The organism is Shinella sp. 838 (assembly GCF_029623935.1).
In the GTDB taxonomy this organism is placed as follows: domain Bacteria; phylum Pseudomonadota; class Alphaproteobacteria; order Rhizobiales; family Rhizobiaceae; genus Shinella.
Genome location: NZ_JARSBQ010000004.1, coordinates 192,197 through 216,900 on the forward strand (window position 1 = coordinate 192,197; position 24,704 = coordinate 216,900).

The following is a 24,704-nucleotide window of genomic DNA, read 5'->3' on the forward strand; positions in this document are numbered from 1 at the left end:
ATGACCTTCGCCGCCTCCGTCCAAGACCGTTTCAGGGGCATGCCCTCCGGATTTGCCGCTTACTGGCCGGGCTTTGCCGTCACCGCCGCCGTGGCCGTCGCCGCCCAGTTCCTCTCCGATCACTACGGCGCGCCGGCCATGCTGATGGCCTTGCTGCTCGGCATCGCCTTCCATTTTCTCTCAGAAGAGGGACGCTGCGTCGCCGGCATCGATTTCTGCGCCAAACATGTGCTGCGCATCGGCGTTGCGCTGCTCGGCATGCGCATCAGCGTCGATCTCCTGATCGGGCTTGGCGCCAGCACCATTCTGCTGCTCGTCTCGGCGCTGGTCGCCACGATCGGCTTCGGCCTCGCTGCCGCAAAACTGCTCGGCCGCGGCTGGCGGCTGGCGCTGCTCACCAGCGGTTCCGTCGCCATCTGTGGCGCCTCCGCGGCGATGGCGATCGCCGCCGTGCTGCCGAAAAACGAGTTTTCCGAGCGCAACCTGATCTTCACCGTGCTCTCGGTGACCGTGCTCTCGACGCTCGCCATGATCGCCTACCCGATCATCGCCCAGACCATGGGGCTCGATGCGCGGGCGACCGGCATCTTCTTCGGCGGCACCATCCATGACGTGGCGCAGGTCGTCGGCGCCGGCTTTTCCGTCTCGCCGGAAGCGGGCGAGACGGCGACGCTCGTCAAGCTGATCCGCGTCACCATGCTGGCGCCCGTCGTGCTCACCTATTCGCTGGCGCTGCGCAATGTGCCGCAGCCGGAAGGGGAGGCGGGAAAACGCCCACCACTCCTGCCTGGCTTCGTCGTCGCCTTCCTTATCTTCGCGGCGCTCAATTCCTTCGGCCTCGTGCCCGAGATGGTGGCGACGGCCGGCATGGAGGCCTCGCGCTGGGCGCTGCTCGCCGGCATCGTCGCCGTCGGCATGCGCACCTCGCTGCGCCGGGTGCTGGATGTCGGCGGCGACGCCGTTGCCCTCATCGTCGCGGAAACCGCCTTCATCGCCGTCTTCATCCTCGTCGGCATCTATTATCTGGGGCACGCCTGATGAAACCGCTCGACCGCATTCTCGAAACCGCGAAAGCGGCGCCCCGCCATATCGTGCTCGCCGAAGGGGAGGACCCGCGCGTCGTCGAGGCAGCCGTGCGGGCGGTGCGGGCGGGCATCGCCGGAATCACGCTCGTCGGCAGTCGGACCGCCGTCGAAGAGCGGCTGGCGGCGGCCGGCGCCGATGCGGGCGAGATTCGTATCGAGGATCCCGCATCTTCCCCGCTCACGCGACGCCTCGCCGCCGCCTATCATGCGCTGCGCAAAAACAAGGGCGTCGATGCAGCGGCTGCGGCCGAGGCGGCGCGCTCCCCGCTCGTCTTCGCCGCCATGATGGTGCGGGAGGGCGAGGCGGACGGCACGGTGGGCGGGGCGGTGGCGACGACCGCGGACACGGTGCGCGCCGCGCTCCAGACGATCGGCCGCGCGCCGGATGTCGGCCTTGTCTCCAGCTTCTTCCTGATGATGCTGTGCGAGGCGCATCATGTGAAGAAGGGCGCCTTCGTCTTCGCCGATTGCGGGCTGGTGGTCGATCCCGATGCCGCGGGCCTTGCCGATATCGCCGTCATGTCGGCGCGCTCGTTCGAAGCCTTGGCCGGCAAGCCGGCGAAGGTGGCGATGCTCTCCTTCTCGACGGCGGGCAGCGCTGCGCATGACCGCGTCTCCAAGGTGGTGGAGGCGACGCGGCTGGCCCATGCCGCCGCGCCCGGCCTCGTCATCGACGGCGAATTGCAGTTCGACACCGCCTTCGTCGAGGCCGTCAGCGCCGCCAAGGCGCCCAATTCCGCGCTGCACGGCGAGGCCAATGTCTTCGTCTTCCCCAATCTCGACGCCGCCAATATCGGCTACAAGATCGCCCAGCGCATCGGTGGCGCCACCGCCATCGGCCCGATCCTGCAAGGCCTTGCCAAGCCCGCCAACGATCTTTCGCGTGGCTGCAACGCCGATGATGTCTTTCACATGATCGCGGTCACGGTGGTGCAGGCGGGCTACAACCCATGACGGCGCCTTGCGGATATCGTTGACGCAAGGGCGATGTTTCTTCGTGAGAATTGATGGCCTGTCTTGATCACAAGGTAGATATTCTATCAGCGTCCTGCTTCAGGCTAGCAGGTCTGCACCGATCACCGTGCCCGTTAGCCTGAAGCAGGTCCGGCGAGAGGGATCCTGCCGTTCCCGACCCCTTCGTTCCTGCTTTGCCGTGCCGCCCATGTGTCCGGGGGCGATCTGCGCGGCGGCGCCGAACGGCCGCTTGGTGGATCCGTACCGCCTGTTTTATGTCCTTTCGACCTCCGCGAGAGGCTCACCACCGCGTGGGGCCGGGCGTCGGCGCGGGGCTTGCCGCTTGCACCGACTCGTGTTCGTTACCAAAGCCTGCCATCGTGTGATCCAGTGCCGCCACGGTGCTCGCCGCAGCCTGGATTGCGCGGGGCTTCTGGGTTGGTTTAAGTTGACACATGTATGATAAGTGATATATCCATTTTACGATTGAATACCCTTGCGATCGGATGGCCGGGCCGGGCGGCAGATACGGTAGGGGTGCGGCGCTGTAAGGATGTCGTCTGTGGAGGGTGCGATGGTAAAGGATAGCCCGCGAAACTGCCGGGTCGGCGTCGATATCGGCGGTACGTTCACGGATATCGCGCTCGACATCGACGGCGTCCTTCATTCGACGAAAGTGCTGACCGACTATACGGCGCCCGAACAGGCGATCCTCAAAGGTGTCGTTGCCGTCGCGGATCTCGCCGGCATCGCCCTTTCCAAGATCGACCTCCTGATCCACGGCACGACGCTCGCCACCAATGCGTTGATCGAGCGGCGCGGCGCGAAGACCGCCTTCGTCACGACGGAGGGGTTTCGCGACGTGCTGGAAATGCGCACGGAAAACCGGTTCGAGCAGTACGATCTCAACATTACCCTGCCACAGGCCTTGATATCCCGCGCCGACCGCTTTGTCGTGCGTGAGCGCATGAACGCCGCCGGCAAGATGCTTCTGCCGCTGGACGAGGCCTCCGTTGCCGCCGTGGTCGAGGCGATTGCCGCCGGCGGCTACGAGAGCGTCGCCATCGGTTTCATCCATGCCTATGCCAACGGCGCGCACGAGGTCGCGGTGCGCGCGGCGATCCTGGAGCGCCTGCCGCATGTCTCCGTGTCGATTTCCTCCGAAGTCTCGCCGCAGATGCGCGAGTTCGAGCGGTTCAACACGGTCTCAGCCAATGCCTATGTCAAGCCGGCGATCAAATCCTATCTCGATCGGCTCGTCGTCTCGCTGAAGGAGATCGGCGTATCCTGTCCGGTCTTCATGATCCATTCCGGCGGCGGCATCGTCTCGGTCGAAAGCGCTGCGGAATTCCCGGTTCGCCTCGTCGAATCCGGCCCTGCGGGCGGGGCGATCTTCGCCGCCGACATCGCCCGCCGCCATGGGCTCGACACCGTGCTTTCCTTCGACATGGGCGGCACGACGGCAAAGATCTGCCTGATCGAGAACCAGGTGCCGAAGACGGCAAAGACCTTCGAGGTTGCCCGTACCTATCGCTTCCGCAAGGGCTCCGGCATGCCGATCTCCATCCCGGTCGTCGAAATGGTGGAGATCGGTGCCGGCGGCGGCTCCATCGCCTCGGTCGATGGCATGCGCCAGATCCGCGTCGGCCCGCATTCCGCCGCCTCCGAGCCCGGGCCGGCATGTTACCAGCGCGGCGGCAGGAACCCGACCGTGACGGATGCCGACCTTATCCTCGGCAAGCTCGATCCCGACAATTTCGCCGGCGGCGTCATCCCGCTTTCTGTCGAGGCCAGCAGGCAGGCCATGGCCGACGATATCGGCGCCGTTATCGGCCTCGATCCGGAGGCCGCCGCCTTCGGTACCTGCGAGATGGTGGACGAGAACATGGCCAATGCCGGCCGTGTCCACACGGTCGAGAACGGCAAGAACATTGCCGATTTCACCATGATCACCTTCGGCGGCGCCGGCCCGCTGCATGCCGCGCGGCTCTGCGAGAAGATGGGCATCTCCACCTTCCTCGTGCCGCCGGGTGCCGGTGTCGGCTCCGCCATCGGCTTTTTGCGCGCGCCGTTCGGCTACGAATCCGTGCGCAGCGCCGTTTTCAATCTCTCGGCATTCGATTTTGCCGCGGCGAACGTGCTGGTTTCAGCCATGCAGGCGGAGGCCCTCGGCTTCGTCGAAGGCGGGCTCGATCGCGGAACGCCCGTCATCGAACGCACGCTCTTCATGCGCTACGCGGGGCAGGGCTGGGACATTCCGGTGCCGCTCGACGTTGAGCAGTTCGATGCTGCGAGCGCGGTGAAAATCGCGGGCCTGTTCGAGAGGGAATATGAGCGCTTTTTCGGCCGCGCCATCGAGGGGCTTGCGGTCGAGATCGTCAGCTGGTCGGTCAAGGCAAGCTCCCCGCTGCCGCCCGTCGCCCGGGTTTCCATCGTCGATGAGGGCGCCGTCGTGGCGCCTCCACGGACGCGCCGCCTCTTCGACGCCGCGCACGGCGTCTTCCGCGATGCCGGCATTCATGAGCGGGACAGCTTGATGCCCGGCGACGTGGTCAAGGGGCCGGCCGTCATCGTCGAGCGCGAGACGTCCACCATGCTCACCGCCGCATTCAGGGCCGTCGTGCAGAACGACGGCTGCTTGCTCGTCACCCGGACCTGATCGAGGATCGAAGGCATGAACCAGTCGATGATCGATATTCACATGCAGGTCATGTGGAACCGCCTGATCTCCGTCGTCGAGGAACAGGCGCAGACGCTGATCCGCACGGCCTTCTCCACCTCGGTGCGCGAGGCGGGCGATCTTTCGGCCGGCGTGTTCGACCTTGAAGGCCGCATGCTGGCACAGGCCGTCACCGGTACGCCGGGCCATGTCAATGCCATGGCCGAATCCGTCGCCCATTTCATTCGCGACATCGGCCCGGAGAACATCTTCGAAGGCGATGTCTACATCACCAACGATCCTTGGAAGGGCACCGGCCACCTGCACGACATCACCGTCGTCACGCCCTCCTTCCACCATGGCAGGCTTGTCGGCTATTTTGCCTCCACCGCCCATGTGGTGGATATCGGTGGTCGCGGCTTCGGGCCGGATGCGCGTGAGGTTTACGAGGAAGGCCTCTTCATCCCGATCATGAAGTTCTTCGAGCGCGGCGAATTGAACCGCACGCTCATCCATATCGTGCGTAACAATGTGCGCGAGAGCGACAAGGTGGTCGGCGATTTCCATGCGCTGGCCGCCTGCAACGAGACCGGCCACCGCCGCCTCGTCGACATGCTCACGGAGTTCAACCTCGAAGACCTTTCGGTGATCGGCGGCTTCATCCTGAAGCACAGCCGCGCGGCGACGCTGGAGCGGCTGCAGGCGCTGCCGCATGGCAGCTGGTCCTACAGTCTCGATCTCGACGGTTATGACGAGCCTGTGCATCTTGCCGCAAGGCTGACCGTCAGTCCCGACGGCGTGCTGGTCGATTTCGACGGCACCTCGGGCATGAGCCGATTCGGCATCAACGTGCCGCTGGTCTATGCGAAAGCCTATGCCTGCTACGGCATTAAATGTGTGGTGGCGCCCGACATTCCGAACAACGCCGCCTCGCTAGCGCCCTTCGACGTTGCCGCACCCGAAGGCTGCATCCTCAATGCCAGACGTCCAGCCCCTGTTGCCGTGCGCCACGTGCTTGGCCATTTCGTGCCGGACCTCGTGCTCGGCGCGCTGCATCAGGCACTGCCCGGAAAGGTGCCGGCGGAAGGCGCGAGTGCACTCTGGAACCTGCATATGAGCGTGCGTCCGCTGAGCGACGAGATCGGCGGCAAGGGCGCGGAAATCCTGATGTTCAATTCCGGCGGCACCGGCGCGCGCGCCGCGCTTGACGGGCTCAACGCGACGGCCTTTCCGAGCGGCGTGCATACAATGCCGATCGAGGCGACGGAAAATGTCGGCCCGGTCATCGTCTGGCGCAAGGAACTGCGTGAGGGCTCCGGTGGCGCCGGTGCGCAGCGCGGTGGTCTCGGCCAGATGATCGAGATCGAAGCGGCCGAGGGTTTTTCTTTCCGCTTTTCCGCGATGTTCGATCGCCTCGGTCATCCCGCCCGCGGCCGCGACGGCGGCCTTGATGGTGCGCCCGGCGGTGTAGCGCTGGATGATGGCACGGTGCTGAAGGGCAAGGGCCTGCAGTTCGTGCCGGAGGGGCGCCGCCTCGTGCTTTCTCTGCCGGGCGGTGGCGGATATGGCGATCCGGCCGAACGCCCCGCCGATACCGTCGCCCATGACGTCAGACACGGCTACATCACCGGCGAACAGGCTGCGCTTTACGGCAAGGCGCAGGGCAAAGCCTGAGACGGGCATCTCGGGTCGCCGTTGCTCTTGTCGCCCGCCATCGTGGCCAGCTTCGACTGAAAAGATTCTGGAGGAAAGACCATGTCGCATTTTCAAAGGGTTCTGTTGACGGGCGCGGCGGGCCGGGTCGGCACGGCACTGCGCCAGTCGGGCACGCGGCTCGGCAAGGTCGTGCGGCTGTCCGACCGCAGGCCCTGCGAAAACCTCGCTTCCCACGAGGAGGATTTCACGCTCGACCTTGCGGATTTCGAGGCGGTTTGTACGGCGGTGCAGGGGTGCGATGCCATTGTGCATCTCGGCGGCCAGCCGCTCGAGGCCGAATGGAAGACGATCCTCGACAGCAACATTTCCGGCGGTTACCACCTCTACGAGGCGGCGCGCCGCCACGGCGTCAAGCGCATCGTCTATGCCAGCTCCGTGCACGCCATCGGCTATTATGAGCGCACCGAGACGATCGACGGCAACGTGCCGACGCGGCCGGACAGCCTCTACGGCGTTTCGAAGACCTTTGTCGAAAATCTCGGCCGTTACTATTTCGACAAATTCGGCATCGAGAGCGTCAACATCCGCATCGGTTCCTGTTTCCCGGAGCCGACCGATCGGCGCCATCTCATCACCTGGCTCTCCTACCGCGACTGCCGCCAGCTCGTCGAAAAGTGCCTTTCGGCGGAACGCGTCGGTTTCATGGTCGCCTACGGCATGTCGAACAACAGCCGCGCCTTCTGGGACAATCGTACGGCGGCCTCGCTCGGCTACCGACCGGAGGACAGCGCCGACGACTATGCGGACAAGGTTTTTGCCGAAACCGGACAGGGTGATCCGAACGATCCGGCGGTGCGTTACCAAGGGGGCGGCTTCTGCGCGGCCGGCCATTTCGAGGACCGGTGATGCAGGCGTCTCGAACAGCCTATGACGTCGTCATCGTCGGCGGCGCGGTGGTCGGCAGCGCAGCGGCCTATTTCCTGGCGACCAATCCGGATTTCACCGGCTCCGTGCTGGTGATCGAGAAGGACTGGACCTACCAGCGATCGGCGACCGCGCTCTCCTCCAGCTCGATCCGCCACCAGTTTTCCAATGCCATCAACGTGAAAGTCTCGCAATTCGGCACGGAATTCATCCGCAACTTCAAGGAGAATGTCGCGGTCGATTCCGACACGCCGGAGATCGGCTTCCACGAGAACGGCTATCTCTTCCTGGCAGGCGACAGGCGGGGCGCGGACGTGCTTCGCCGCAACCATGAAACGCAGCTCGCCTGCGGTGCGGAGGTCTCGCTGCTCGACCCGGACGGATTGACCAGGCGCTTTGCCTGGCTGAACACGGAAGGCCTCACCCTCGGCAGCAAGGGCGAACGCGGGGAGGGCTGGTTCGACAGCGTCGGCCTCCTGCAAGGGTTCCGCAAGAAGGCGCGCGCGCTTGGCGTCGAATACATCGAGGACGAGGTCGTGGCGATCAACCGCGAAGGCGACCGCATCGTCTCCGTGACGATCAGGGGTGGGCAGACCATCGCCTGCGGTACGCTGGTCAACACGTCGGGCACCAATGGCAAGGTCATGGCGCGCATGGCCGGTCTCGACATTCCCGTCGAGCCGCGTCGCCGCTCGATCTTCGTCGTCGATTGCCGCACGCCGCTCGGCCCCGGCGTCGGCCTCACCATCGACCCTTCCGGCGTCTTCTTCCGCCCCGAGGGGAAATTCTACCTGATGGGCACTTATCCCAAGCATGATCCGGAGGTCGATCCGGCCGATTTCGCCGTCATGCATGACGAGTTCGAAACGGAAATCTGGTCAACGCTGGCAAACCGCGTACCGGCCTTCGAGGCGATCAAGGTCGTCAACAGCTGGGCAGGCCACTATGATTACTGCACGCTCGACCACAACGTCATCCTCGGCCCGCATGTCGAGGTGAAGAATTTCCTCTTTGCCAACGGTTTTTCCGGCCATGGCCTCCAGCAATCGCCGGCCATGGGGCGCGGACTTTCCGAACTGATCACCTATGGAGGTTTCCGCACGCTCGACCTCTCGCCCTTCGGCTACGCGCGCGTCGCCGCGAACCGGCCCTTCCTGGAAGACACCGTCATCTGAGGGTGCGCGCGCCGAGCCTTCAATCGTCCCCTTCGCTGCCCGCGGGCTCGTCCAGGAGGGCGCGATAGCGGTTGAGGCTTTCCTCCAGATGGGCGACCAGCGCCTGCTTAGCGGCCTTGGGATCGCCTTGGGTGATCGCGGCGAGGATGGCGGCGTGCTCCCGGTTGATCTTCTTCAGATAGGCCTTCGAGGCAGGGCCGGACTGGCGGTGCTTGAGAACAAGGTCGAGATTGATCTCGCCCATCACGGCTTCGAGGAAACGCGGGAAATGCGGGTTGCGCGTCGCCTTGGCGATGGCGAGGTGAAATTCGAAATCGGCGCGCGCCTCGATCTCGGCATCGTTCGTGTTGAGTGTCTCGATATGGTCGAAGGCGCGGGCGATCTCCGCGAGGGCTTCCGGGGTGCGCCGCTGGGCGGCCAGTGCCACGGCCTGCATTTCGACGCCGAGCCGCAGCTCGAGGATCTGCATGGCCGAGCGGATGTCGTCGATGCGGCTGATCTCGAAGTTCAGCGCCCGCGTGTCCTTCTCCGTGACATAGACGCCGGCGCCCTGCCGCGCGATGACGCGGCCGGCAACCTTGAGCGAAGCCAGTGCCTCGCGGATGACGGTGCGGGAGACGCCGAACTCCTCGCACAGCTGGGCGCTCGACGGAATCTTTTCGCCGGGTGGATAGAGGCCCGAGTCGATCCGCTCGGCGAGCCTGGCGACAACGATCTCTGCGAGGTTGCCGCGCTGCGTGATGATCGACATGCCGATCCAGCCTTTCCCGGGTTTTCAGGTATCAGATATCACATGTCGCAGGCTTCCCCAGAGGAAGCGCGCCTGCGGCGAACTCCGGGGGCAGCTTGCATTTCGATAAAGTTAGCATATAAGTGATAACATACCAATATAGCGTTGCCGCGAAAATTGCGGGGGAGATGAAGCATGCAGGATCAGTCTGTTGTCATCGTCGGCGGCGCTTCGGGTCTCGGTTTCGTCACGGCCCGGCTGATGGTCGAGCGCGGTGCTGCGAAGATCGGCCTTGTCGACCGCAACGAAGCGCTGCTTGCCTCCTCCGCGGCAACGCTGTCGGCGATGGGCGCCGAGGTGGCGACTGCCGTCGCCGACATTTCCCGGGCCGAGACGGCGCATGGCGGCTTCGAGGCAGTTGCGGAAAAGCTCGGCCGTGTCCATGCCCTCGTCAACAGTGCGGCCATCTATCCGCGCAAGCCCATCCTCGAGATCACCGACGAGGACTGGGACCTGGAAAACGCCATCAACATCAAGGGCACCTATCATATGATGGTCGCGGCGGTACGCCACATGCGCCGCTTCGTGACCCTGCCGGAGGTGACCGGCCGTATCGTCAACGTCACCTCGGTCGATGCCTTCAAGGCGCACCCGCAGAATGCCCACTATGCCGCCACCAAGGCGGCGGTCGTCAGCCTCACCAAATCCTTCGCCCAGGAATGCGCCAAGGACCAGATTCTCGTGAACTCCGTCGCGCCGGCCGGCTTTGCCACCGATCGGGCCAGGGAGCTCGGCTTCCTGCCGGAGCTTGCCAGGGCAAGCGCGCTCGGCCGGGCGGCGGAGCCGGTAGAAATGGCCGAGTGGATCGTCATGATGGCCTCCAGCCGCAACACCTATGCGACGGGCGAGAATGTCGTGATCAGCGGGGGCTACATCTATGTTTGACGCTAACCGCGTCGCCGTGGTCACCGGCGCGACCAGCGGCATCGGCGAGGCCATCGTGCCGATGCTGCGGGGGCGGGGACTGACGGTCTATGCCATCGGCCGCAACGCGGCAGCGCTTGCCGGGCTTGCGGAACGCTGCGGAGCGATCCCTGTCGAGGCGGACGTGCGCGATACGGCGCGCATCGCCGAAGTGCTGGCCGGCGTCGCGGTCGACATCCTCGTCAACAATGCCGGTATCCTCTCGACCCGCGCGGCTTTCCAGGACATCGACCCCGCCGAGATCGACGCGATGATCGACGTCAATCTCAAGGCGCCGATGCAGCTGACGCGAGTGTTCCTGCCCGGCATGGTGGCGCGCAAGCGCGGCCATCTCCTCTATATCGGTTCGAGCGGCGGTCAGGCACCCTATCCGAACATGGGCGCGTATGGTGCCTCGAAGGCGGGTCTCAGCCTGTTTTGCGACAACCTGCGCTGCGATCTCCTCGGCACCGGCGTGCGGGTGAGCGAGATCGTGCCCGGCCGCGTCCAGACAGCGCTCTACCGCACCTCGCTTCCCGGCGGCCAGGCGAATGCCGTGCTCTATGACGGTTACCGTCCCATCCAGCCGGAAAACATTGCGCAGATCGTCCATGACGTCATTGCACTGCCTGCCCATGTCGACGTCGCCCGCATCGAGGTCTTCCCGACGGACCAGGCCACCGGCGGCGGCACGATGGTGAAATTCGACCCGCCCTGAAGCGCTGCAACACGGGTTTCCGAGGCGGTGCGGTCTCCACCTGCGGCTTGGCTGTGCCCGTTGAACGTATCGCTGAAACGTCCGTTCAACGGATTGCTCCTGTTGCGACAACCACCCTCGAACCGGCGGCGAAAGTGCGCTAGATTGGTGGTGCGAGTGCGTTCTTTGAGGGACGGCGGTCGCGACCGGGAGGTGCTGATGGATCATGTCCGCAAGTTCACGCCAGCCCCGGCCGAGGCCGGGATCGTTGCCTCCAGCGTCTACACCGCCGGCAGGCGGATCGCCGATATCACCATCGAAGAGGCCGGCGAATGGGCGGCCAAGGATGGCCATGTCGTCTGGATCGGGCTGCTGGAGCCCAGCCGCGAGCTTCTCCTGCGCGTTCAGGCGCAATTCAACCTGCATGATCTAGCGATCGAGGATGCCGAGCACCCGCACCAGCGACCCAAGCTGGAGCAGTATGGCGACGCGCTGTTCATCGTGGCGCGCACGGCGCAACTGATCGACCGCCGCGTGATCTTCGGTGAAACGCATCTTTTCGTCGGCAAGGGCTATATCGTCAGCGTGCGCCATGGCCCGTCAACCTCCTACGCCTCGGTCCGCCAGCATTGGGAGAGCTGCCCTCATTCGCTGGCCAAGGGGGAGGATTTCGTCCTCTACGCCATTCTCGATTTCATCGTCGACAATTACATGCCCGTGCTGGAGCAACTCGAAGACGAGGTCGAGGAAATCGAGGACAAGGTGCTGATCAAGCCGATGACGGCGGGCGATATCGAGCGCCTCTACATGATGCGCCGCGACCTGCTCCGGCTGCGCAATGCCGCGCTGCCGCTGGTCGAGGTCTGCCGGCGGCTGACGAGCTCGGACTTGCCGCAGATCCAGCAGGCCATGCACCCGCTGTTTCGCGACGTCACCGATCACATCCGCACCGTGCAGGAAAAGATCGACAGCCTGCGCGAGGTGCTGGCCTTCGCCTTCGAGGCGAGCTTGCTGGTCGGCCAGAGCCAGGAAACGGCGATCTCCAAGAAGCTGGCCTCATGGGCAGCGATCCTCGCCGTGCCGACCGCGCTTGCCGGCATCTATGGCATGAACTTCAACGACATGCCCGAACTGCGCATGCAATACGGCTATCCCATGGTGCTGTCAGCGATCGGCGCGACCTGCCTGTTCCTGTACTGGCGGTTCCGCAAGAACGGCTGGCTCTGACAGGGGCGAGCCTCGGTCCTGCCGGCATATCCTCGTTGTTTCGCGTTCCTCGGTTTTCGTCAATTTCCCGCTTGCGCAATGAACTTTAGTAACACTAAAGTGTGCGATGATGATGGCACAGTGCGGAAAGACGGCATGAATTTCGATGAACGGGAGGCGCCGGAGGCGGGCGCCGGTTCCCTGGCCCAACCGCCCTCCGCGACCTCGCTCGGCCGCGCGCTGCGCCAGCGGCGCAAGGAGATCGGCAAGACGATGAAGGAGGTGGCGCAGGAGGCCGGGCTCAGCGAAGGCTTCATCAGCCAGATCGAGCGCGGGCTTTCCACCCCCTCGCTGATCTCGCTCTACAATGTCGCCAATACGCTCGGCATCAGCATTGAGGCTTTTCTGCCGCAAAACCCCCAGCCCGCCCATTCCATGGTCTCGCGGGCGAGTGAACGGCAAGGCTGCAGCATCGATGCGGAGGAGCGGGTCTATCAGATCCTGCAGCGCGGCTTTCCCGATGCCCGGCTGAACAGCTGCATCACCCATATGCCACCCGGCTATATCTCGGAGCTGACGCGCCACGAGGGCGAGGACTTCCTCTATCTCATCGAGGGCGAGATGCTCTACGAAGTCGGCGACCGGAACTATCTGCTGAAGGCGGGCGATACGTTGCATTTTCCCTCCTCCCTGCCGCACCGGGCGCGCAATGTCGGCATCGTCGAGGCGCGGGAACTCTGGGTCGGCACGACACGGATTATCCCGGAGCGCTGACGGTGGGTGCTTTCAATTCTTTGCGGGGTTTCTCGCAAAATCGGTTGACAAGCACCTCTCAAAAACTTTAGCCTGACTAAAGTTTCGAAGATGAGCGATGGAGGTCGCTCGATTTGGGGAGGCCGCCTCGCCGGTTCCGCGCCCGAAACGCGGACGGGATCATGGGGCGGGCGCATTTCACGAACGGCAACGCGGGAGCGGCCGGCGGCAGGAGATTCTGCCCGGCTGGAGGAGGAAACATGCGTATAGAAAGACTGATCGGCGGCGCGATGATCGCACTGGCACTGGCATCGACCAGCGCCCTTGCCGAAACGCCGCAGAACACGCTCGTCGTGGCCGACGCCATCGACGACATCATCACGCTGGATCCGGGCGAAGTCTCGGAGGTGGGTGGTGTGCTGGCGGCGAACCAGATCTACCAGCCGCTGGTAAGCGTGGCGCCGGATGATTCCAGCAAGATCATCGGTGTGCTCGCGGAGAGCTGGACGGCCTCCGAAGACGGCAAGACCTATACGTTCAAGATGCGCTCCGGCCTGAAATTCGCCTCCGGCAATCCGGTGACGGCGAAAGATGCCGAATATTCGCTGCGCCGCGTCGTCGCCATGAAGTCGCGCTCCGCCTTCATCCTGACCCAGTTCGGTTTCTCGCCGGAAAACGTCAAGGACCGCATCAAGGCGACCGACGACAGGACGCTGGTCATCGAGATCGGCGACACCTATGCACCGTCTTTCCTTTATTACTGCCTCTCCTCCTATGTCGGCGGTATCGTCGATTCCAAGCTGGTGCAGGAGCACGAGGTGAACGGCGACTTCGGCAATGCCTGGCTGAAGGCGGAGAATTCGGCCGGCTCCGGCCCCTATGTGCTGACGCGCTGGGAGCCGAAACAGTCGATCATGCTGACCCGCAACCCCAACTATACCGGCGAAAGCGGTGGCCTGGAGCGCATCTTCCTCCAGCACATCCCGGAAAGCGCCGCCCAGCGCCTGCTGCTCGAAAAGGGTGACATCGATATCGCCAACAAGCTTGGCCCGGACGATTTCGGAGCGCTGGAAGGCAATCCGGATGTCGGCTTCGTCGAAGGCGTTTCAGGCACCATCTACTATATGGGCCTCAACGTGCGGAACGAGTACCTCGCCAAGCCGAAGGTCGTCGAGGCGCTGAAATATCTCGTGGACTACCAGGGCATTGCCGACACGATCTCGCGCGGCACGATGGAGGTGCACCAGACGCTGGTGCCGAAGGGCTTCCTCGGGGCGATCGACTACAAGCCCTACAAGCTCGACATCGAGAAGGCCAAGGCGCTGCTTGGCGAGGCCGGTGTCTCCGGCGAATTCACGCTGGATTCCGTCGTCTGGAACACGCCGCCCTACACGGATTTCGCCCAGGCCATCCAGGCGACCATGGCGCAGGCCGGTGTCAAGCTGAACCTCGAAGTGGTCGATGGCCAGCAATGGCTGGAGCGTTACCGCTCTGCGAGCCTCGATATCTGGTTCGGCCTGTGGGGACCGGATTATCCGGACCCGCATTCCAACGGCAAGGCCTTCGCCGTCAATCAGAAGGACGCACCGGACGGCTCCACCGGGCTTGCCGACCGCTTCGGTTGGGATGCCGGAAAACTGTCGCAGGATGCGATGGCCGCGGTGCGCGAGCAGGACACGGACAAGCGCCGGGCGATGTACGAGGCGCTGCAGAAGACCCATACCGATACCTCGCCCTTCCTCTACATGTTCCAGCAGGTGCGCAAGGTCGGGGTGAAGAGCTCGCTCAAGGGCCTGGTCCTCGGCCAGACCTTCTCCGACGACCGCTACTGGAACGTCAGCAAGTAGGCGTAGGATCTGGGCTTCGGCCACGACAGGCTCGGCCTGGCCGTGGTCGAAGGCGGGTTCAAGGCAATCAAACCGGAGGGGTTCGTGCCGGCAGTTCTATTCCAGCGGGTCCTCGGTTTTACCGGCCGGATCGTCACCCTCGTCCTGACCGTGGGCATCACGCTCCTCGGTCTTGTCGCGCTCACCTTCTGCATCGGCCGTCTTGTGCCGATCGATCCGGTGCTCTCCGTGGTCGGGCAGAAGGCGAGCGAGGAGGTCTATCAGCGCGTTTTCCTCGAAATGGGTCTGGACAAGCCGCTCTGGCAGCAGTTCCTGCTCTATGCCGGCAAGCTGGTGCAGGGCGATTTCGGTACCTCCTTCGTCACCAACCGGCCGGTCCTGTCGGATCTCGCCGGCTTCTTCCCCGCGACGCTGGAACTGGCGACGCTCGGCCTTCTGATCGGCACACTGGTCGGCGTGCCGGCCGGCGTCGCCGCCGCCTACTGGCATGATCGCTGGCCGGACTACCTCATCCGCTTCATCGGCCTCATCGGCTATTCGGTACCGATCTTCTGGCTCGGGCTGGTCGGCCTCTTCGTCTTCTATTCCCGGCTCGACTGGGTCTCCGGTCCGGGCCAGATCGACGTCTTCTTTCAAGGCATCGTCACGCCGGTGACGGGATCGCTGCTGATCGATTCCCTGATTGCCGGCGAATGGGAGGTGTTCGGCAACGCCCTCAGCCATATCGTGCTGCCGGCCGCGCTGCTCGGCTACTACAGTCTTGCCTACATCTCGCGCATGACGCGCTCCATGATGCTCGACCAGCTTTCGCGCGAATATGTGCTGACAGCCCGTCTCAAGGGCGCGACGGAGTACCGGGCGGTGATGCTGCATGCCCTGCGCAACGCCGCGATCCCGCTCGTCACCGTGATCGCGCTCTCCTATGGCGGTCTGCTGGAAGGCTCGGTGCTCGTCGAGACGGTCTTTGCCTGGCCCGGCATCGGCAACTACATCGCCTCCTCGCTCTTCCGGGCCGATATCAATGCCGTGCTCGGCGGCACGGTGCTGGTCGGTGCCGTATTCATCCTGCTCAACATGGTCTCGGACGTCGTCTACCAGATGCTCGATCCGCGCTCCAACCTTCGCCGCCGGTAGGAGGCCGCCATGACCACCGCCAATCCCACCCACGCCGACAACCGCCGACAGTTAAGGCGTGCACGCCTCGGCGAATTCGGCAGGTTCTCTCGCCGCTTTGCGCGCAATCCGCTCGGCATGATCGGCCTTGCCATCCTTGGCGTGCTGCTGGCCAGCGCGATCCTCGCGCCGCTGCTTGCCCCGCACGATCCCTACCTTCCCGATCTCGTGCGCCGCCTCTCGCCGCCAAGCGCGCAGAACCGGCTCGGCACGGACGAGCTCGGCCGCGACATCTTCTCCCGCATTCTCTACGGCGCCCGGCTCACCCTGCTCATCGTCGGCCTGGTCGTGGCGACATCCGCGCCGATCGGTCTTGTTATCGGTGCCGTGGCGGGAACGGCGGGCGGCTGGGTGGATGCGGTCTTCATGCGCATCACCGATGTCTTTCTGGCGGTCCCGAAACTCCTGCTGGCACTCGCCTTCGTCGCGGCGCTCGGGCCGGGCATCGTCAATGCGGCGCTGGCGATCACGCTCACCGCCTGGCCGCCCTATGCGCGGCTGGCGCGGGCCGAAGCGCTGATCGTGCGCGACAGCGACTATGTCAATGCCGTGCGCCTTGCCGGCGGTTCGGAATTCCGCATCGTCTTCCGCCACATCATGCCCATGTGCCTTTCCTCGGTGATCGTGCGCATGACGCTCGACATGGCCGGCATCATCCTGACGGCCGCCGGCCTCGGCTTCATTGGCCTCGGCGCCCAGCCGCCGCTGCCGGAATGGGGCGCGATGATCTCGACCGGCCGCAAGTTCATCTTCGACCAGTGGTGGGTGGCGACCATGCCCGGCTTTGCGATCTTCGTCGTCAGCCTCGGCTTCAATCTCCTGGGCGACGCCATGCGCGATCTGCTCGACCCGCATCTGAGGAGGCGCGCATGAGCGACCCGCTCGTCACCGTGAAGAACCTGCGTATCGCCTTTGCCGGTGAAGGCGGCGCGACGATCGAGGCGGTCAAGGGCGTCTCCTTCGAGGTCGGTCGGGAAAAGCTCGGCATCGTCGGCGAAAGCGGCTCGGGCAAGAGCCTGTCCAGCCGTGCGCTGATGGGGGTTCTGCCCGGCCATGCCCATGTCGCCGCCGACGCCATGTCGTTTGCGGGCATCGATCTCCTGACGGCCTCGCCGCGCGTGCGTCGGCAGCTGCGCGGCAACCGCATGGGCATGATCCTGCAGGACCCGAAATTCTCGCTCAACCCCGTCATGCGCGTCGGCGCGCAGATCGCCGAGGCGATCCGGCTCGGCGACCGCTCGCTGCCGCGTGCAAAGGTGCGCCGGAAGGTGCTCGAGATACTGGAGGCGGTGCATATCCGTGCACCGGAGCGCGTCTGCGACCTCTATCCGCACGAACTCTCCGGCGGCATGGGCCAGCGGGTGATGATCGCCATGATGGTGGTGCGCGAGCCGGAACTGCTGATCGCGGACGAACCGACCTCCGCCCTCGACGTCACCGTGCAGGCGCAGGTGCTCGAGATCATGGACGAGCTGGTCAGGCGCCGCGGCATGGGCCTCGTCTTCATCAGCCACGATCTCAACCTCGTCTCGCGCTTCTGCGACCGGGTGCTGGTCATGTATGCCGGCCGTATCGTCGAGACGCTGGATGCGCGGCGCATGCACGAGGCGGCGCATCCCTATACGCAGGGCCTGCTTGCCTGCCTGCCCGCCATCGATGGGCCGCTGACGCCGCTGCCGACCCTTGCGCGCGCGGCAAGCTGGGGAGAGGCACGCCCATGATCCGTATCGACAATCTCGGCGTCCGTTTCGGCAGCGCCGTCGCCGTGCAGGATGTCAGCCTTGCCGTGGAGAGCGGCGAGAGCTTCGGGCTGGTCGGGGAAAGCGGCTCGGGCAAGTCGACGGTGCTGCGCACTGTCATGGGGCTCAATCGCCAGTGGACCGGCGATATCAGCATTGCGGGCATCGACCTGCGCCGGGGGCGGCGGAAGGATCTCGTGCGCGTGGCGCAGATGGTGTTCCAGGACCCTTATGCCTCGCTGCATCCGCGCTACACGATCGGCCAGGCCATCGCCGAGCCAATGCTGATCAACCGTCTGCCTGACGTGGATGCCCGTACGGTTGAGCTGCTGGAGATGATCGGGCTGACGGCGGCGCACCGCTTCCGTTTCCCGCATGAGCTTTCCGGCGGCCAGCGCCAGCGGGTGGCGATCGCCCGCGCCCTGTCGCTCGCCCCGAGCGTGTTGCTGCTCGATGAGCCGACCTCGGCGCTCGATGTTTCGGTGCAGGCCGAAATCCTTAACCTCCTCAACCGCTTGCGCCAGGAGCTGAAGCTGACCTTCATCATCGTCAGCCATGATCTCGCAGTCATTTCCTATATGTGCGACCGGCTGATGGTGATGCAGAATGCCCGGACGGTCGAAACGCTGACGCGCGAACAGCTGCGCGCCGGCGACATGCAGCATGACTATACCCGCACGCTGTTCCGGGCGAGCCATCACCGGGCGCAGGCCGCGCCTGCCGAAGCCTGACGATCGGCTCGGCCGGCGCTTGCCGCAAATCGGAGGCGGCGCCTTAACGCTCTGTTGGCCTCGTCTCGAAACGCGCTCTTAGGGCCTCCCGGATAGGGTGCGGGCGATGGGCGGCGCTTGCGTGCCGGCCGTCCCGCGCCGCCTGAGACGGCGTCGGTCAACGATCTTCGGATTGGGGGAAGCGCGTTCATGATGGATGCGAAAACCATATTCACGACGGCGTCTGTGATGGTGCTTGCCAATGGCGCGATCCTCGCCGCCATCCACCGCGACTTGCCGGCACGGCTGCGCGGGGCGGCCAGCCAATGGTGTCTTGGAACGCTGCTGGTCGCTTTCGGCTGCATCGTCTTTGCTTTCGGCGCGCCGCTGCCCCGGCCGGTCATGCTGTCGGCAGCCAATGCCGCCTTCGCCTTCGGCCTGACCGCCTATTATGCCGCGATCCTCTCGTTTCACCGGCTGGAGATGAGGGTTTGGCATTTTCTTCCCGCGACCATCGCGACATTGTCCGTGGTGTGGTTCTCCACCGTCATGCCGGATTTCCGCATTCGCATCCTGATCGTTTCCGCCGCCTGGATCTGGCTGATGGCGCTATGCGTGCGGGTGCTGCTCGACCGGACGCGCGGCCACGCCTCTCTGGCGCGCTCCATCCTTGCCGCGATGTTCATCGGGGTCGGTGCCTATTCGGCCCTGCGGGGCGCGCTCTATCTGCGGGTGGGTGTACCCGATGCCTTCGCCGTCGAGACGGGAGACAACTGGCTGAACGTCTTGTCCGCCATGCTGTTGACGCTGCTGCCCGTCATGGGCACGACGGCATTCCTGCTGATGTGTTCCGACCGGTTGCGGCGAGGTCTCGAGCGGGCTGCGGCGACGGACTACCTGACGCGCCTGCCGAACCGGCGCAGCCTCGCCGGTCGTGCCGCGGAAGCCTTTCTCGCCGCAAAGCCGAGGGGCCGTGATTTTTCCATCGCCGTCTTCGACATCGACAAGTTCAAGGCGATCAACGACACCTACGGCCACGAGACCGGCGACCGGGTGCTCATCCATGTCGCCAGGCGGTTGCGCGCCGAAATACGCCCGACGGACACGATCGCCCGGATGGGCGGCGAGGAATTCGCCGTGCTGTTCCCCGATCTCGGCACGGACGATGCCTTCGCTATTGCCGAGCGGATGCGCGCCGCCGTCGAGGGCAGTGATTTCACTGTCGGCGACGCGAGGATCGACATTACCATCTCGGGCGGTATCGCCGTCCTGCGCCCGGGCGACACAATCTATGACGATATCCTGCGCCGGGCCGACAGTGCGCTCTACCGCGCCAAGTCGAACGGCCGCAACCGTGTGGAGATCGCGGGCGAAGCGGGGCCGGACAGCGCGGTGAAGGCCCGTATGGTCATATCGCCGCCGCCGGCGATCTCGGCCGCCGGATCTGCGATCGCGCATACGACGAGACAGTCGGCGCACCCCTGATCCTCGTGCATGGTCTTTGCAGCCGGGGCCGGGCGTGTGGAGGAATTGACCCATCTCCCGACGATGGGTAGATTCCCGGTGGCGGGTCCGGTTTGCGAGCCGCCCGGCCATGGACGGTCGGCAGGCCGGGCGAAGGGCCTTTTCCGCAAACAGCAAATGACAAGCGCAGGGCGTGTGCCCTCTGCGTCAGGATGGAGTTCGAGTGTGAGCGTAGCCTTCATGAAGGAAGAGAGCGCCGAGACGGCAGCGGAAACCCTGCTGCCCGAACGGGCGATCTCCCCGCACCTCAATCTTGTGACGGAGACCGGGCTGAGGGCACTGGAGGCGCAGCTTCAGGAGGCCCGCGAGTCCTATGCGGCGGCGAACGCCATCGAGGACGTCAACGAGCGCCGGCGGCAGGCGGCTGGCCCGGGACGGGACCTGCGCTATCTTGCCGAAAGGGTCCGAACCGCCGAGCTCGTTGCCGCGCCTGCCTCGAACGATGTCGTTTCCTTCGGCAGCACGGTCACCTTCAGCCGCGACGACGGACGCGTTCAGACCTATCGCATCGTCGGCGAGGACGAGGCCGACCCCAAGGCCGGCTCGATCTCCTACGTGGCGCCCGTGGCCCGCATTCTCATGGGCAAGGCTGTTGGCGATCTGGTGACAGTCGGTGACCAGGAACTCGAAATCACCGCCATCGCGTGAGCGATCACAGGAAGAGATGCACGATGAGGGATGTGAGCACCGCGTTCAGCCCCATCGCGATCCCCGAAAACAGCCCGGCCACCGGATCCACCGAATAGGCGCGTGCCGTGCCGATGCCGTGCGAGGCGAGGCCGACGGCAAAGCCGCGCGCGCTGTAGTCCTTGATGCGCATGGCGTTCATCATGGGCGTCACGACGATCGCACCGCAGATGCCGGTGAGCACGACGACGGCTGCGGTGAGGGCCGGGTCCCCCGCAAGGCCGGAGGATATGGCCATGGCAACCGCTGCGGTCGTGGATTTCGGGGCGAGCGAGGCGACGACCTCGGGTGCGAAGCCGAACAACTGGCTGAAAAACACCGTCGAGCCGACCGCGGTGAGGCTGCCGACGAAGAGGGCGGCGAGCAGCGGCAGGAGGTTGCTCTTCACGAGCGCCAGTTTTTCATAGAGCGGGATGCCGAGGGCGACGGTCGCCGGGCCCAGCAGAAAATGGATGAACTGGGCGCCCTCGAAATAAGTGGCATAGTCGATCCCGGTGACGCAGAGCACGGTGGCAATGGCGGCGATGGAGAAGAGGATCGGGTTCAGCAAGGGATTTCCCGGACGGAGCCCGGCAAGGCCGGTGGCCGCGAGCCAGACGACCAGCGTGCAGGCAAGCCACAGGAGCGGCGAGGTGGCGAGATAGACCCAGAGCCCGTCAGTCATTCGTATAGCCTCCGGAAAGTCGCTTCACCAGGATGAAGACCCAGACGGTGACGGTCAGTGTGATGACGGTCGACAGCAGTACGATGGCGAGCAACGCGAAACCCCGGTCACGGATGAGATCCAGGTGCTGGATGATGCCGACCCCGGCGGGCACGAAGAGGATGCCAAGATTGGCAAGGATGGCTTTCGACGTGTCGAGGGTTTGCTGGTGGGCGGACTGCAGAAACGGCTTTCCGCCGGTCAGCGTGAGAACCACGGCGATCATCGCCATGCCGATGACCGGCCCCGGCACGAAGCCGCCGAGGTAATAGGCGGTCACTTCGCCGATCAACTGGAAAACAAGCAAGATCGTAATTCCGACGAGCATCTGCGCACTCCCTGCATGAGCTTCGGGCCCGGGTGTCCGTCGGTTCGATTGCAATCCCAACGAACGACCGGGCCGCAGCTGCGAGGCTTAAAGGCCTTTTGCCTTTAAATCCATGGCTCTGGCCTGTCGGGCGGCAGGAGAAAATCCGCGCGGCACTTTGCCCGGGCGCTGAGCGATGGACAAAGCGGGATCGGATCCCTATTTTTGTATCATGCTGCGGTTTCTGTTGCTCATCGTTTCGGCTTGTCTGTTCGCGGTCGTGTCCTTCACGGCCTCGGCGCACGAGACCGGCATGATCGTGTCGACGGAACTGGCCAGCCGCATGCAGCCGATGGACCACACGTCTATGGCGAAGGCGTCCTGTACCGATGACGGGACGTGCAAGACGGATCCCGGCCTGTGTGATCTCGTCTGCATGGGTATCGGCGTGTTCCTGCCGGCCGAGCGGATCCCGGCAGGCCTTGCCTCGCCCCGCGAAACCTATCGTCGTCATCCCGACGCGGCGCTCGTCTCGACGCCACCCGCCCTCGACGACCGACCTCCCATAGCGCACCGCCTTTGAAGCCGCGGCAGGCTCTTCCTGCCGCACCCCTCCAGATTGTTGAACGGGACGCCTGTCCCGAGGTGATGCTATGAGATCCTTTACCCGACGCGGCTTGCTGGCCGCCGGCGCAGCGACGCTTGCTGCAACCCAGTTCCCCATCCCTGTCTTCGGCCAGACGGCTGCGCCATTGCGGCTTGCCGCCACGCGCCGCACACTCGATATCGACGGTCGCGCCGCCACCGTCTTCGGCCTTTCCGGCCCCGGCGGGCAAGGCCTCGTGCTCGATCCCGGCCAGCGTTTTCGGGTCGACCTTAGCAATGACCTGCCCGTCCCCACCATCGTGCACTGGCATGGCCAGATTCCGCCGAACGTGCAGGACGGCGTGCCGGATATGCCGCAGCCGCTTCTAGCGCCCGGTGAGACGCGCAGCTTTGATTTCGCCCCGCTTGCGGGCACGCACTGGATGCACAGCCATGTGCCGATCCAGGAAATGAAGCTGCTTGCAGCTCCGCTGATCGTGCGCCGGCCGGAAGACCTCGCCGCCGACCGGCAGGATGTGGTGCTCTTCCTGCACGATTTCTCCTTCAAGGCGCCGGAAGAGGTGCTGGCGGAGATCACCGGCGGGCATGCGGGCACTGCTCCCTCCGGTGCCGTGCAGGGCATGGACCACGGCAGCATGGCGGGAATGAACATGGACAGCGCCGGAACCACGGGTGCGATGGCGATGCCGATGGATATGGGCAGCATGGCCGGGATGGGCGGCATGACCATGGACCTGAACGACTACGACTGGGATGCCTATCTTGCCAATGACCGCACGCTGTCCGATCCCGAGGTCGTGTCGGTCGAGCACGGCGGACGGATCCGGCTGCGCGTCATCAATGCCGCCGCCGCCACGGTTTTCTGGATCGATACGGGCGCGCTGACAGGGCAGCTCGTCGCCGTGGACGGGCATCAGGTCCGCCCGCTCGCCGGCTCCCGCTTTGGCCTTGCCATGGGACAGCGGCTCGACATCGAGATCGACCTGCCGAACGAAGGCGGGGCATGGCCCGTGCTTGCGCTGCGCGAGGGTGCGCGCGAGCGGACCGGCATCGTCCTTGCGACGCCCGGTGCGGCCATCGCCAGGATCGACGCCCTTGCCGAAAAAGAGGCACCGGCCTTCGATATTGACCTTGCGCAGGAAGCGAGCCTTTCGGGCATCGACACGTTGCCGGAAAGGCCGATCGAGCGCAACCAGATGGTCATGCTGGGCGGCTCCATGCAGCCCTATGTCTGGACCATCGACGGGGCTGCTTGGGGCAAGCACCGCCCCATCGTCGCAAAGAGCGGCGAGCGGGTGGAACTCGGCTTCCACAACATGTCGATGATGGGACACCCGATGCACCTGCACGGCCATGCCTTCCAGGTGGTCGGGATCAATGCCCGTCGTTTTGCCGGCGCCCGACGCGACACGGTCTATGTGCCGCCGATGTCGATGGTCACGGTGGCGCTGGACGCGGGCGAGGCCGCGCGCTGGATGCTGCATTGCCACCACATGCCGCATCTTTCGGCCGGCATGATGACCGAGTTCCGGGTCGAGGCGTGAAGGCGGCGTGGATTGCAGGCGGCGCGGTCCTTGCGGCCGTGGCCGGCGTGGTTCTCTTCGTCCTGGAAAGGCCGGGCCGGGAGGCGGACGCGCGTATCGCCCTCGGAAAAGCCCTCTATGCGGAGAACTGCGCGAGCTGTCACGGCGTCAGGCTGGAGGGCCAGCCTGACTGGCGCAGCCCGCGGGCGGACGGCCGCCTGCCCGCACCGCCCCACGATGCCACCGGCCACACCTGGCATCATGCCGACGCGCAGCTTCTGGCGATCATCCGCCGCGGTACGGCCGCGGTCGTTGGCGGCGGCTACGAGAGCGACATGTCGGGTTTTGCCGGCATCCTCAGCGATGCCGAAAGCGCGGCGGTGCTTGATTTCATCAAGAGCACCTGGCCGCAGCGCGAGGCGGATTATCAGCGCCGGATCTCGGGCGGCTGATCTTGCACATCCGGTCGCGGGGATTGCCCCGTGGCCCTTCAGGAAACAATTTCGCCGGGTTGCAATTCCCGCTTCCGGCTTCCGATCAGGACACGCACATGACACGAAACGAACAACAGAAGAGCCACTCGAAAAATGCCGCTGGCGGCATGAACAAGGGAAAGATCGCCGTTCTCGCCATCGTCGCGGTGGGCATTGCCGCCGCCGCTGTCTGGACGCGCCGGGGGGCGGAGGCCCCGGCGGCAGAAGCTGCGACAGGTGGGGGCGCTCTCGTCGCCGTCACGGTTCCGGCAACCCTGTCGGAGGCGGCGAAGATGGGGGAAAGGGCGTTCAACGCCGTCTGTGCCGCCTGCCACGGCGCAAATGCCGCGGGAACCGAGGCCGGGCCGCCGCTGGTGCACAAGATCTACGAGCCCTCGCATCATGGTGACTACGCCTTCGAGATGGCCGTTGCCAACGGCGTGCGGGCGCATCACTGGAGGTTCGGCGACATGCCGCCCCAGCCGGCCATGACGAAGGCCGATCTCCAGAACGTGATCGCCTACGTGCGTGAGGTGCAGCGGGCAAACGGCATCGAGTGACCCGGCATGCCCTGCCGGCCAGATTTGCCGAGTTGCGAAGCCGGCGCGGA

General features: G+C 65.0%; 24 protein-coding genes. 21 read left to right on the forward strand and 3 right to left on the reverse strand.

The annotated features are described in order from the left end of the window. The 6 genes from P9A16_RS15490 to P9A16_RS15515 all read left to right on the forward strand — a co-directional run bounded on the left by P9A16_RS15490 (position 1) and on the right by P9A16_RS15515 (position 8,453). The gene (locus P9A16_RS15490; RefSeq protein ID WP_023513812.1) at positions 1-1,038 is read left to right on the forward strand and encodes a YeiH family protein; all 1,038 of its coding nucleotides are present in this window, start codon (positions 1-3) and stop codon (positions 1,036-1,038) included. Beyond that, complete coding sequence (pta, locus tag P9A16_RS15495) at positions 1,038-2,039, forward strand: phosphate acetyltransferase (RefSeq protein ID WP_023513811.1); 1,002 nt, start codon at positions 1,038-1,040, stop codon at positions 2,037-2,039. The genes P9A16_RS15490 and pta overlap by 1 nt, the downstream gene beginning before the upstream one ends. Before the next feature lie 574 nt (positions 2,040-2,613). Further along, the gene (locus tag P9A16_RS15500) at positions 2,614-4,698 is read left to right on the forward strand and encodes a hydantoinase/oxoprolinase family protein (protein ID WP_024271196.1); all 2,085 of its coding nucleotides are present in this window, start codon (positions 2,614-2,616) and stop codon (positions 4,696-4,698) included. A 15-nt stretch (positions 4,699-4,713) separates the two neighbouring features. After that, complete coding sequence (locus P9A16_RS15505) at positions 4,714-6,372, forward strand: hydantoinase B/oxoprolinase family protein (protein ID WP_023513192.1); 1,659 nt, start codon at positions 4,714-4,716, stop codon at positions 6,370-6,372. 81 nt (positions 6,373-6,453) lie between these two features. Continuing rightward, on the forward strand, positions 6,454-7,260 hold the full coding sequence (locus tag P9A16_RS15510; RefSeq protein WP_272791154.1) for an NAD-dependent epimerase/dehydratase family protein: 807 nt from the start codon (positions 6,454-6,456) through the stop codon (positions 7,258-7,260). Next, positions 7,260-8,453, forward strand: coding sequence for an NAD(P)/FAD-dependent oxidoreductase (locus P9A16_RS15515; RefSeq protein WP_023513194.1), 1,194 nt, complete (start codon positions 7,260-7,262; stop codon positions 8,451-8,453). The genes P9A16_RS15510 and P9A16_RS15515 overlap by 1 nt, the downstream gene beginning before the upstream one ends. Before the next feature lie 19 nt (positions 8,454-8,472). On the opposite strand, the gene P9A16_RS15520 is transcribed toward P9A16_RS15515, so the two are convergent. After that, positions 8,473-9,204: a FadR/GntR family transcriptional regulator gene (locus tag P9A16_RS15520; protein WP_023513195.1), complete on the reverse strand. Its 732-nt coding sequence runs from the start codon at positions 9,202-9,204 to the stop codon at positions 8,473-8,475. A 174-nt stretch (positions 9,205-9,378) separates the two neighbouring features. Between P9A16_RS15520 and P9A16_RS15525 the strand changes: the two genes are divergently transcribed. The 11 genes from P9A16_RS15525 to greA all read left to right on the forward strand — a co-directional run bounded on the left by P9A16_RS15525 (position 9,379) and on the right by greA (position 20,443). Further along, on the forward strand, positions 9,379-10,128 hold the full coding sequence (locus tag P9A16_RS15525) for an SDR family NAD(P)-dependent oxidoreductase (RefSeq protein ID WP_023513196.1): 750 nt from the start codon (positions 9,379-9,381) through the stop codon (positions 10,126-10,128). Then, positions 10,121-10,864 (forward strand): SDR family oxidoreductase, encoded by a 744-nt coding sequence (locus P9A16_RS15530; protein WP_023513197.1) that lies wholly within the window; start codon positions 10,121-10,123, stop codon positions 10,862-10,864. Before P9A16_RS15525 ends, P9A16_RS15530 begins: the two co-directional genes overlap by 8 nt. Before the next feature lie 198 nt (positions 10,865-11,062). Next, on the forward strand, positions 11,063-12,070 hold the full coding sequence (locus P9A16_RS15535; protein ID WP_023513198.1) for a magnesium and cobalt transport protein CorA: 1,008 nt from the start codon (positions 11,063-11,065) through the stop codon (positions 12,068-12,070). Positions 12,071-12,205: 135 nt separating this feature from the next. Then, positions 12,206-12,823 carry a helix-turn-helix domain-containing protein gene (locus P9A16_RS15540; RefSeq protein ID WP_023513199.1) on the forward strand — a complete coding sequence of 206 codons (618 nt, stop codon included), beginning with the start codon at positions 12,206-12,208 and terminating at the stop codon, positions 12,821-12,823. Between the two features lie 239 nt (positions 12,824-13,062). Continuing rightward, positions 13,063-14,649 carry an ABC transporter substrate-binding protein gene (locus P9A16_RS15545; protein ID WP_024271195.1) on the forward strand — a complete coding sequence of 529 codons (1,587 nt, stop codon included), beginning with the start codon at positions 13,063-13,065 and terminating at the stop codon, positions 14,647-14,649. Positions 14,650-14,733: 84 nt separating this feature from the next. Continuing rightward, a complete protein-coding gene (locus P9A16_RS15550) occupies positions 14,734-15,783 on the forward strand; it encodes an ABC transporter permease (RefSeq protein ID WP_051758760.1) in 1,050 nt (349 codons plus the stop codon). Positions 15,784-15,792: 9 nt separating this feature from the next. Next, positions 15,793-16,695, forward strand: a complete 903-nt coding sequence (locus tag P9A16_RS15555; RefSeq protein ID WP_278025754.1) for an ABC transporter permease — start codon at positions 15,793-15,795, stop codon at positions 16,693-16,695. Next, positions 16,692-17,543: an ABC transporter ATP-binding protein gene (locus P9A16_RS15560; RefSeq protein ID WP_023516144.1), complete on the forward strand. Its 852-nt coding sequence runs from the start codon at positions 16,692-16,694 to the stop codon at positions 17,541-17,543. The genes P9A16_RS15555 and P9A16_RS15560 overlap by 4 nt, the downstream gene beginning before the upstream one ends. Further along, the gene (locus tag P9A16_RS15565) at positions 17,540-18,292 is read left to right on the forward strand and encodes an ABC transporter ATP-binding protein (RefSeq protein WP_023516143.1); all 753 of its coding nucleotides are present in this window, start codon (positions 17,540-17,542) and stop codon (positions 18,290-18,292) included. Before P9A16_RS15560 ends, P9A16_RS15565 begins: the two co-directional genes overlap by 4 nt. 189 nt (positions 18,293-18,481) lie before the next feature. Then, positions 18,482-19,756 (forward strand): GGDEF domain-containing protein, encoded by a 1,275-nt coding sequence (locus P9A16_RS15570; RefSeq protein ID WP_278025755.1) that lies wholly within the window; start codon positions 18,482-18,484, stop codon positions 19,754-19,756. A 204-nt stretch (positions 19,757-19,960) separates the two neighbouring features. Further along, a complete protein-coding gene (gene greA / locus P9A16_RS15575; protein WP_037408628.1) occupies positions 19,961-20,443 on the forward strand; it encodes a transcription elongation factor GreA in 483 nt (160 codons plus the stop codon). 4 nt (positions 20,444-20,447) lie between these two features. On the opposite strand, the gene P9A16_RS15580 is transcribed toward greA, so the two are convergent. Further along, positions 20,448-21,146: an LrgB family protein gene (locus P9A16_RS15580; RefSeq protein ID WP_024271193.1), complete on the reverse strand. Its 699-nt coding sequence runs from the start codon at positions 21,144-21,146 to the stop codon at positions 20,448-20,450. Continuing rightward, on the reverse strand, positions 21,139-21,513 hold the full coding sequence (locus P9A16_RS15585; RefSeq protein WP_023516458.1) for a CidA/LrgA family protein: 375 nt from the start codon (positions 21,511-21,513) through the stop codon (positions 21,139-21,141). The genes P9A16_RS15580 and P9A16_RS15585 overlap by 8 nt, the downstream gene beginning before the upstream one ends. A 211-nt stretch (positions 21,514-21,724) precedes the next feature. Between P9A16_RS15585 and P9A16_RS15590 the strand changes: the two genes are divergently transcribed. The 4 genes from P9A16_RS15590 (at position 21,725) to P9A16_RS15605 (ending at position 24,654) form a co-directional block, all read left to right on the forward strand. Then, positions 21,725-22,075 (forward strand): hypothetical protein, encoded by a 351-nt coding sequence (locus P9A16_RS15590; RefSeq protein WP_050744755.1) that lies wholly within the window; start codon positions 21,725-21,727, stop codon positions 22,073-22,075. Positions 22,076-22,145: 70 nt separating this feature from the next. Then, positions 22,146-23,642 (forward strand): multicopper oxidase family protein, encoded by a 1,497-nt coding sequence (locus P9A16_RS15595; protein WP_023516460.1) that lies wholly within the window; start codon positions 22,146-22,148, stop codon positions 23,640-23,642. After that, entirely contained in the window at positions 23,639-24,073 is a 435-nt protein-coding gene (locus tag P9A16_RS15600) for a c-type cytochrome (RefSeq protein WP_023516461.1), read from the forward strand. The genes P9A16_RS15595 and P9A16_RS15600 overlap by 4 nt, the downstream gene beginning before the upstream one ends. A 98-nt stretch (positions 24,074-24,171) precedes the next feature. Further along, positions 24,172-24,654: a c-type cytochrome gene (locus P9A16_RS15605; protein WP_023516462.1), complete on the forward strand. Its 483-nt coding sequence runs from the start codon at positions 24,172-24,174 to the stop codon at positions 24,652-24,654. Positions 24,655-24,704 lie beyond the last annotated feature (50 nt).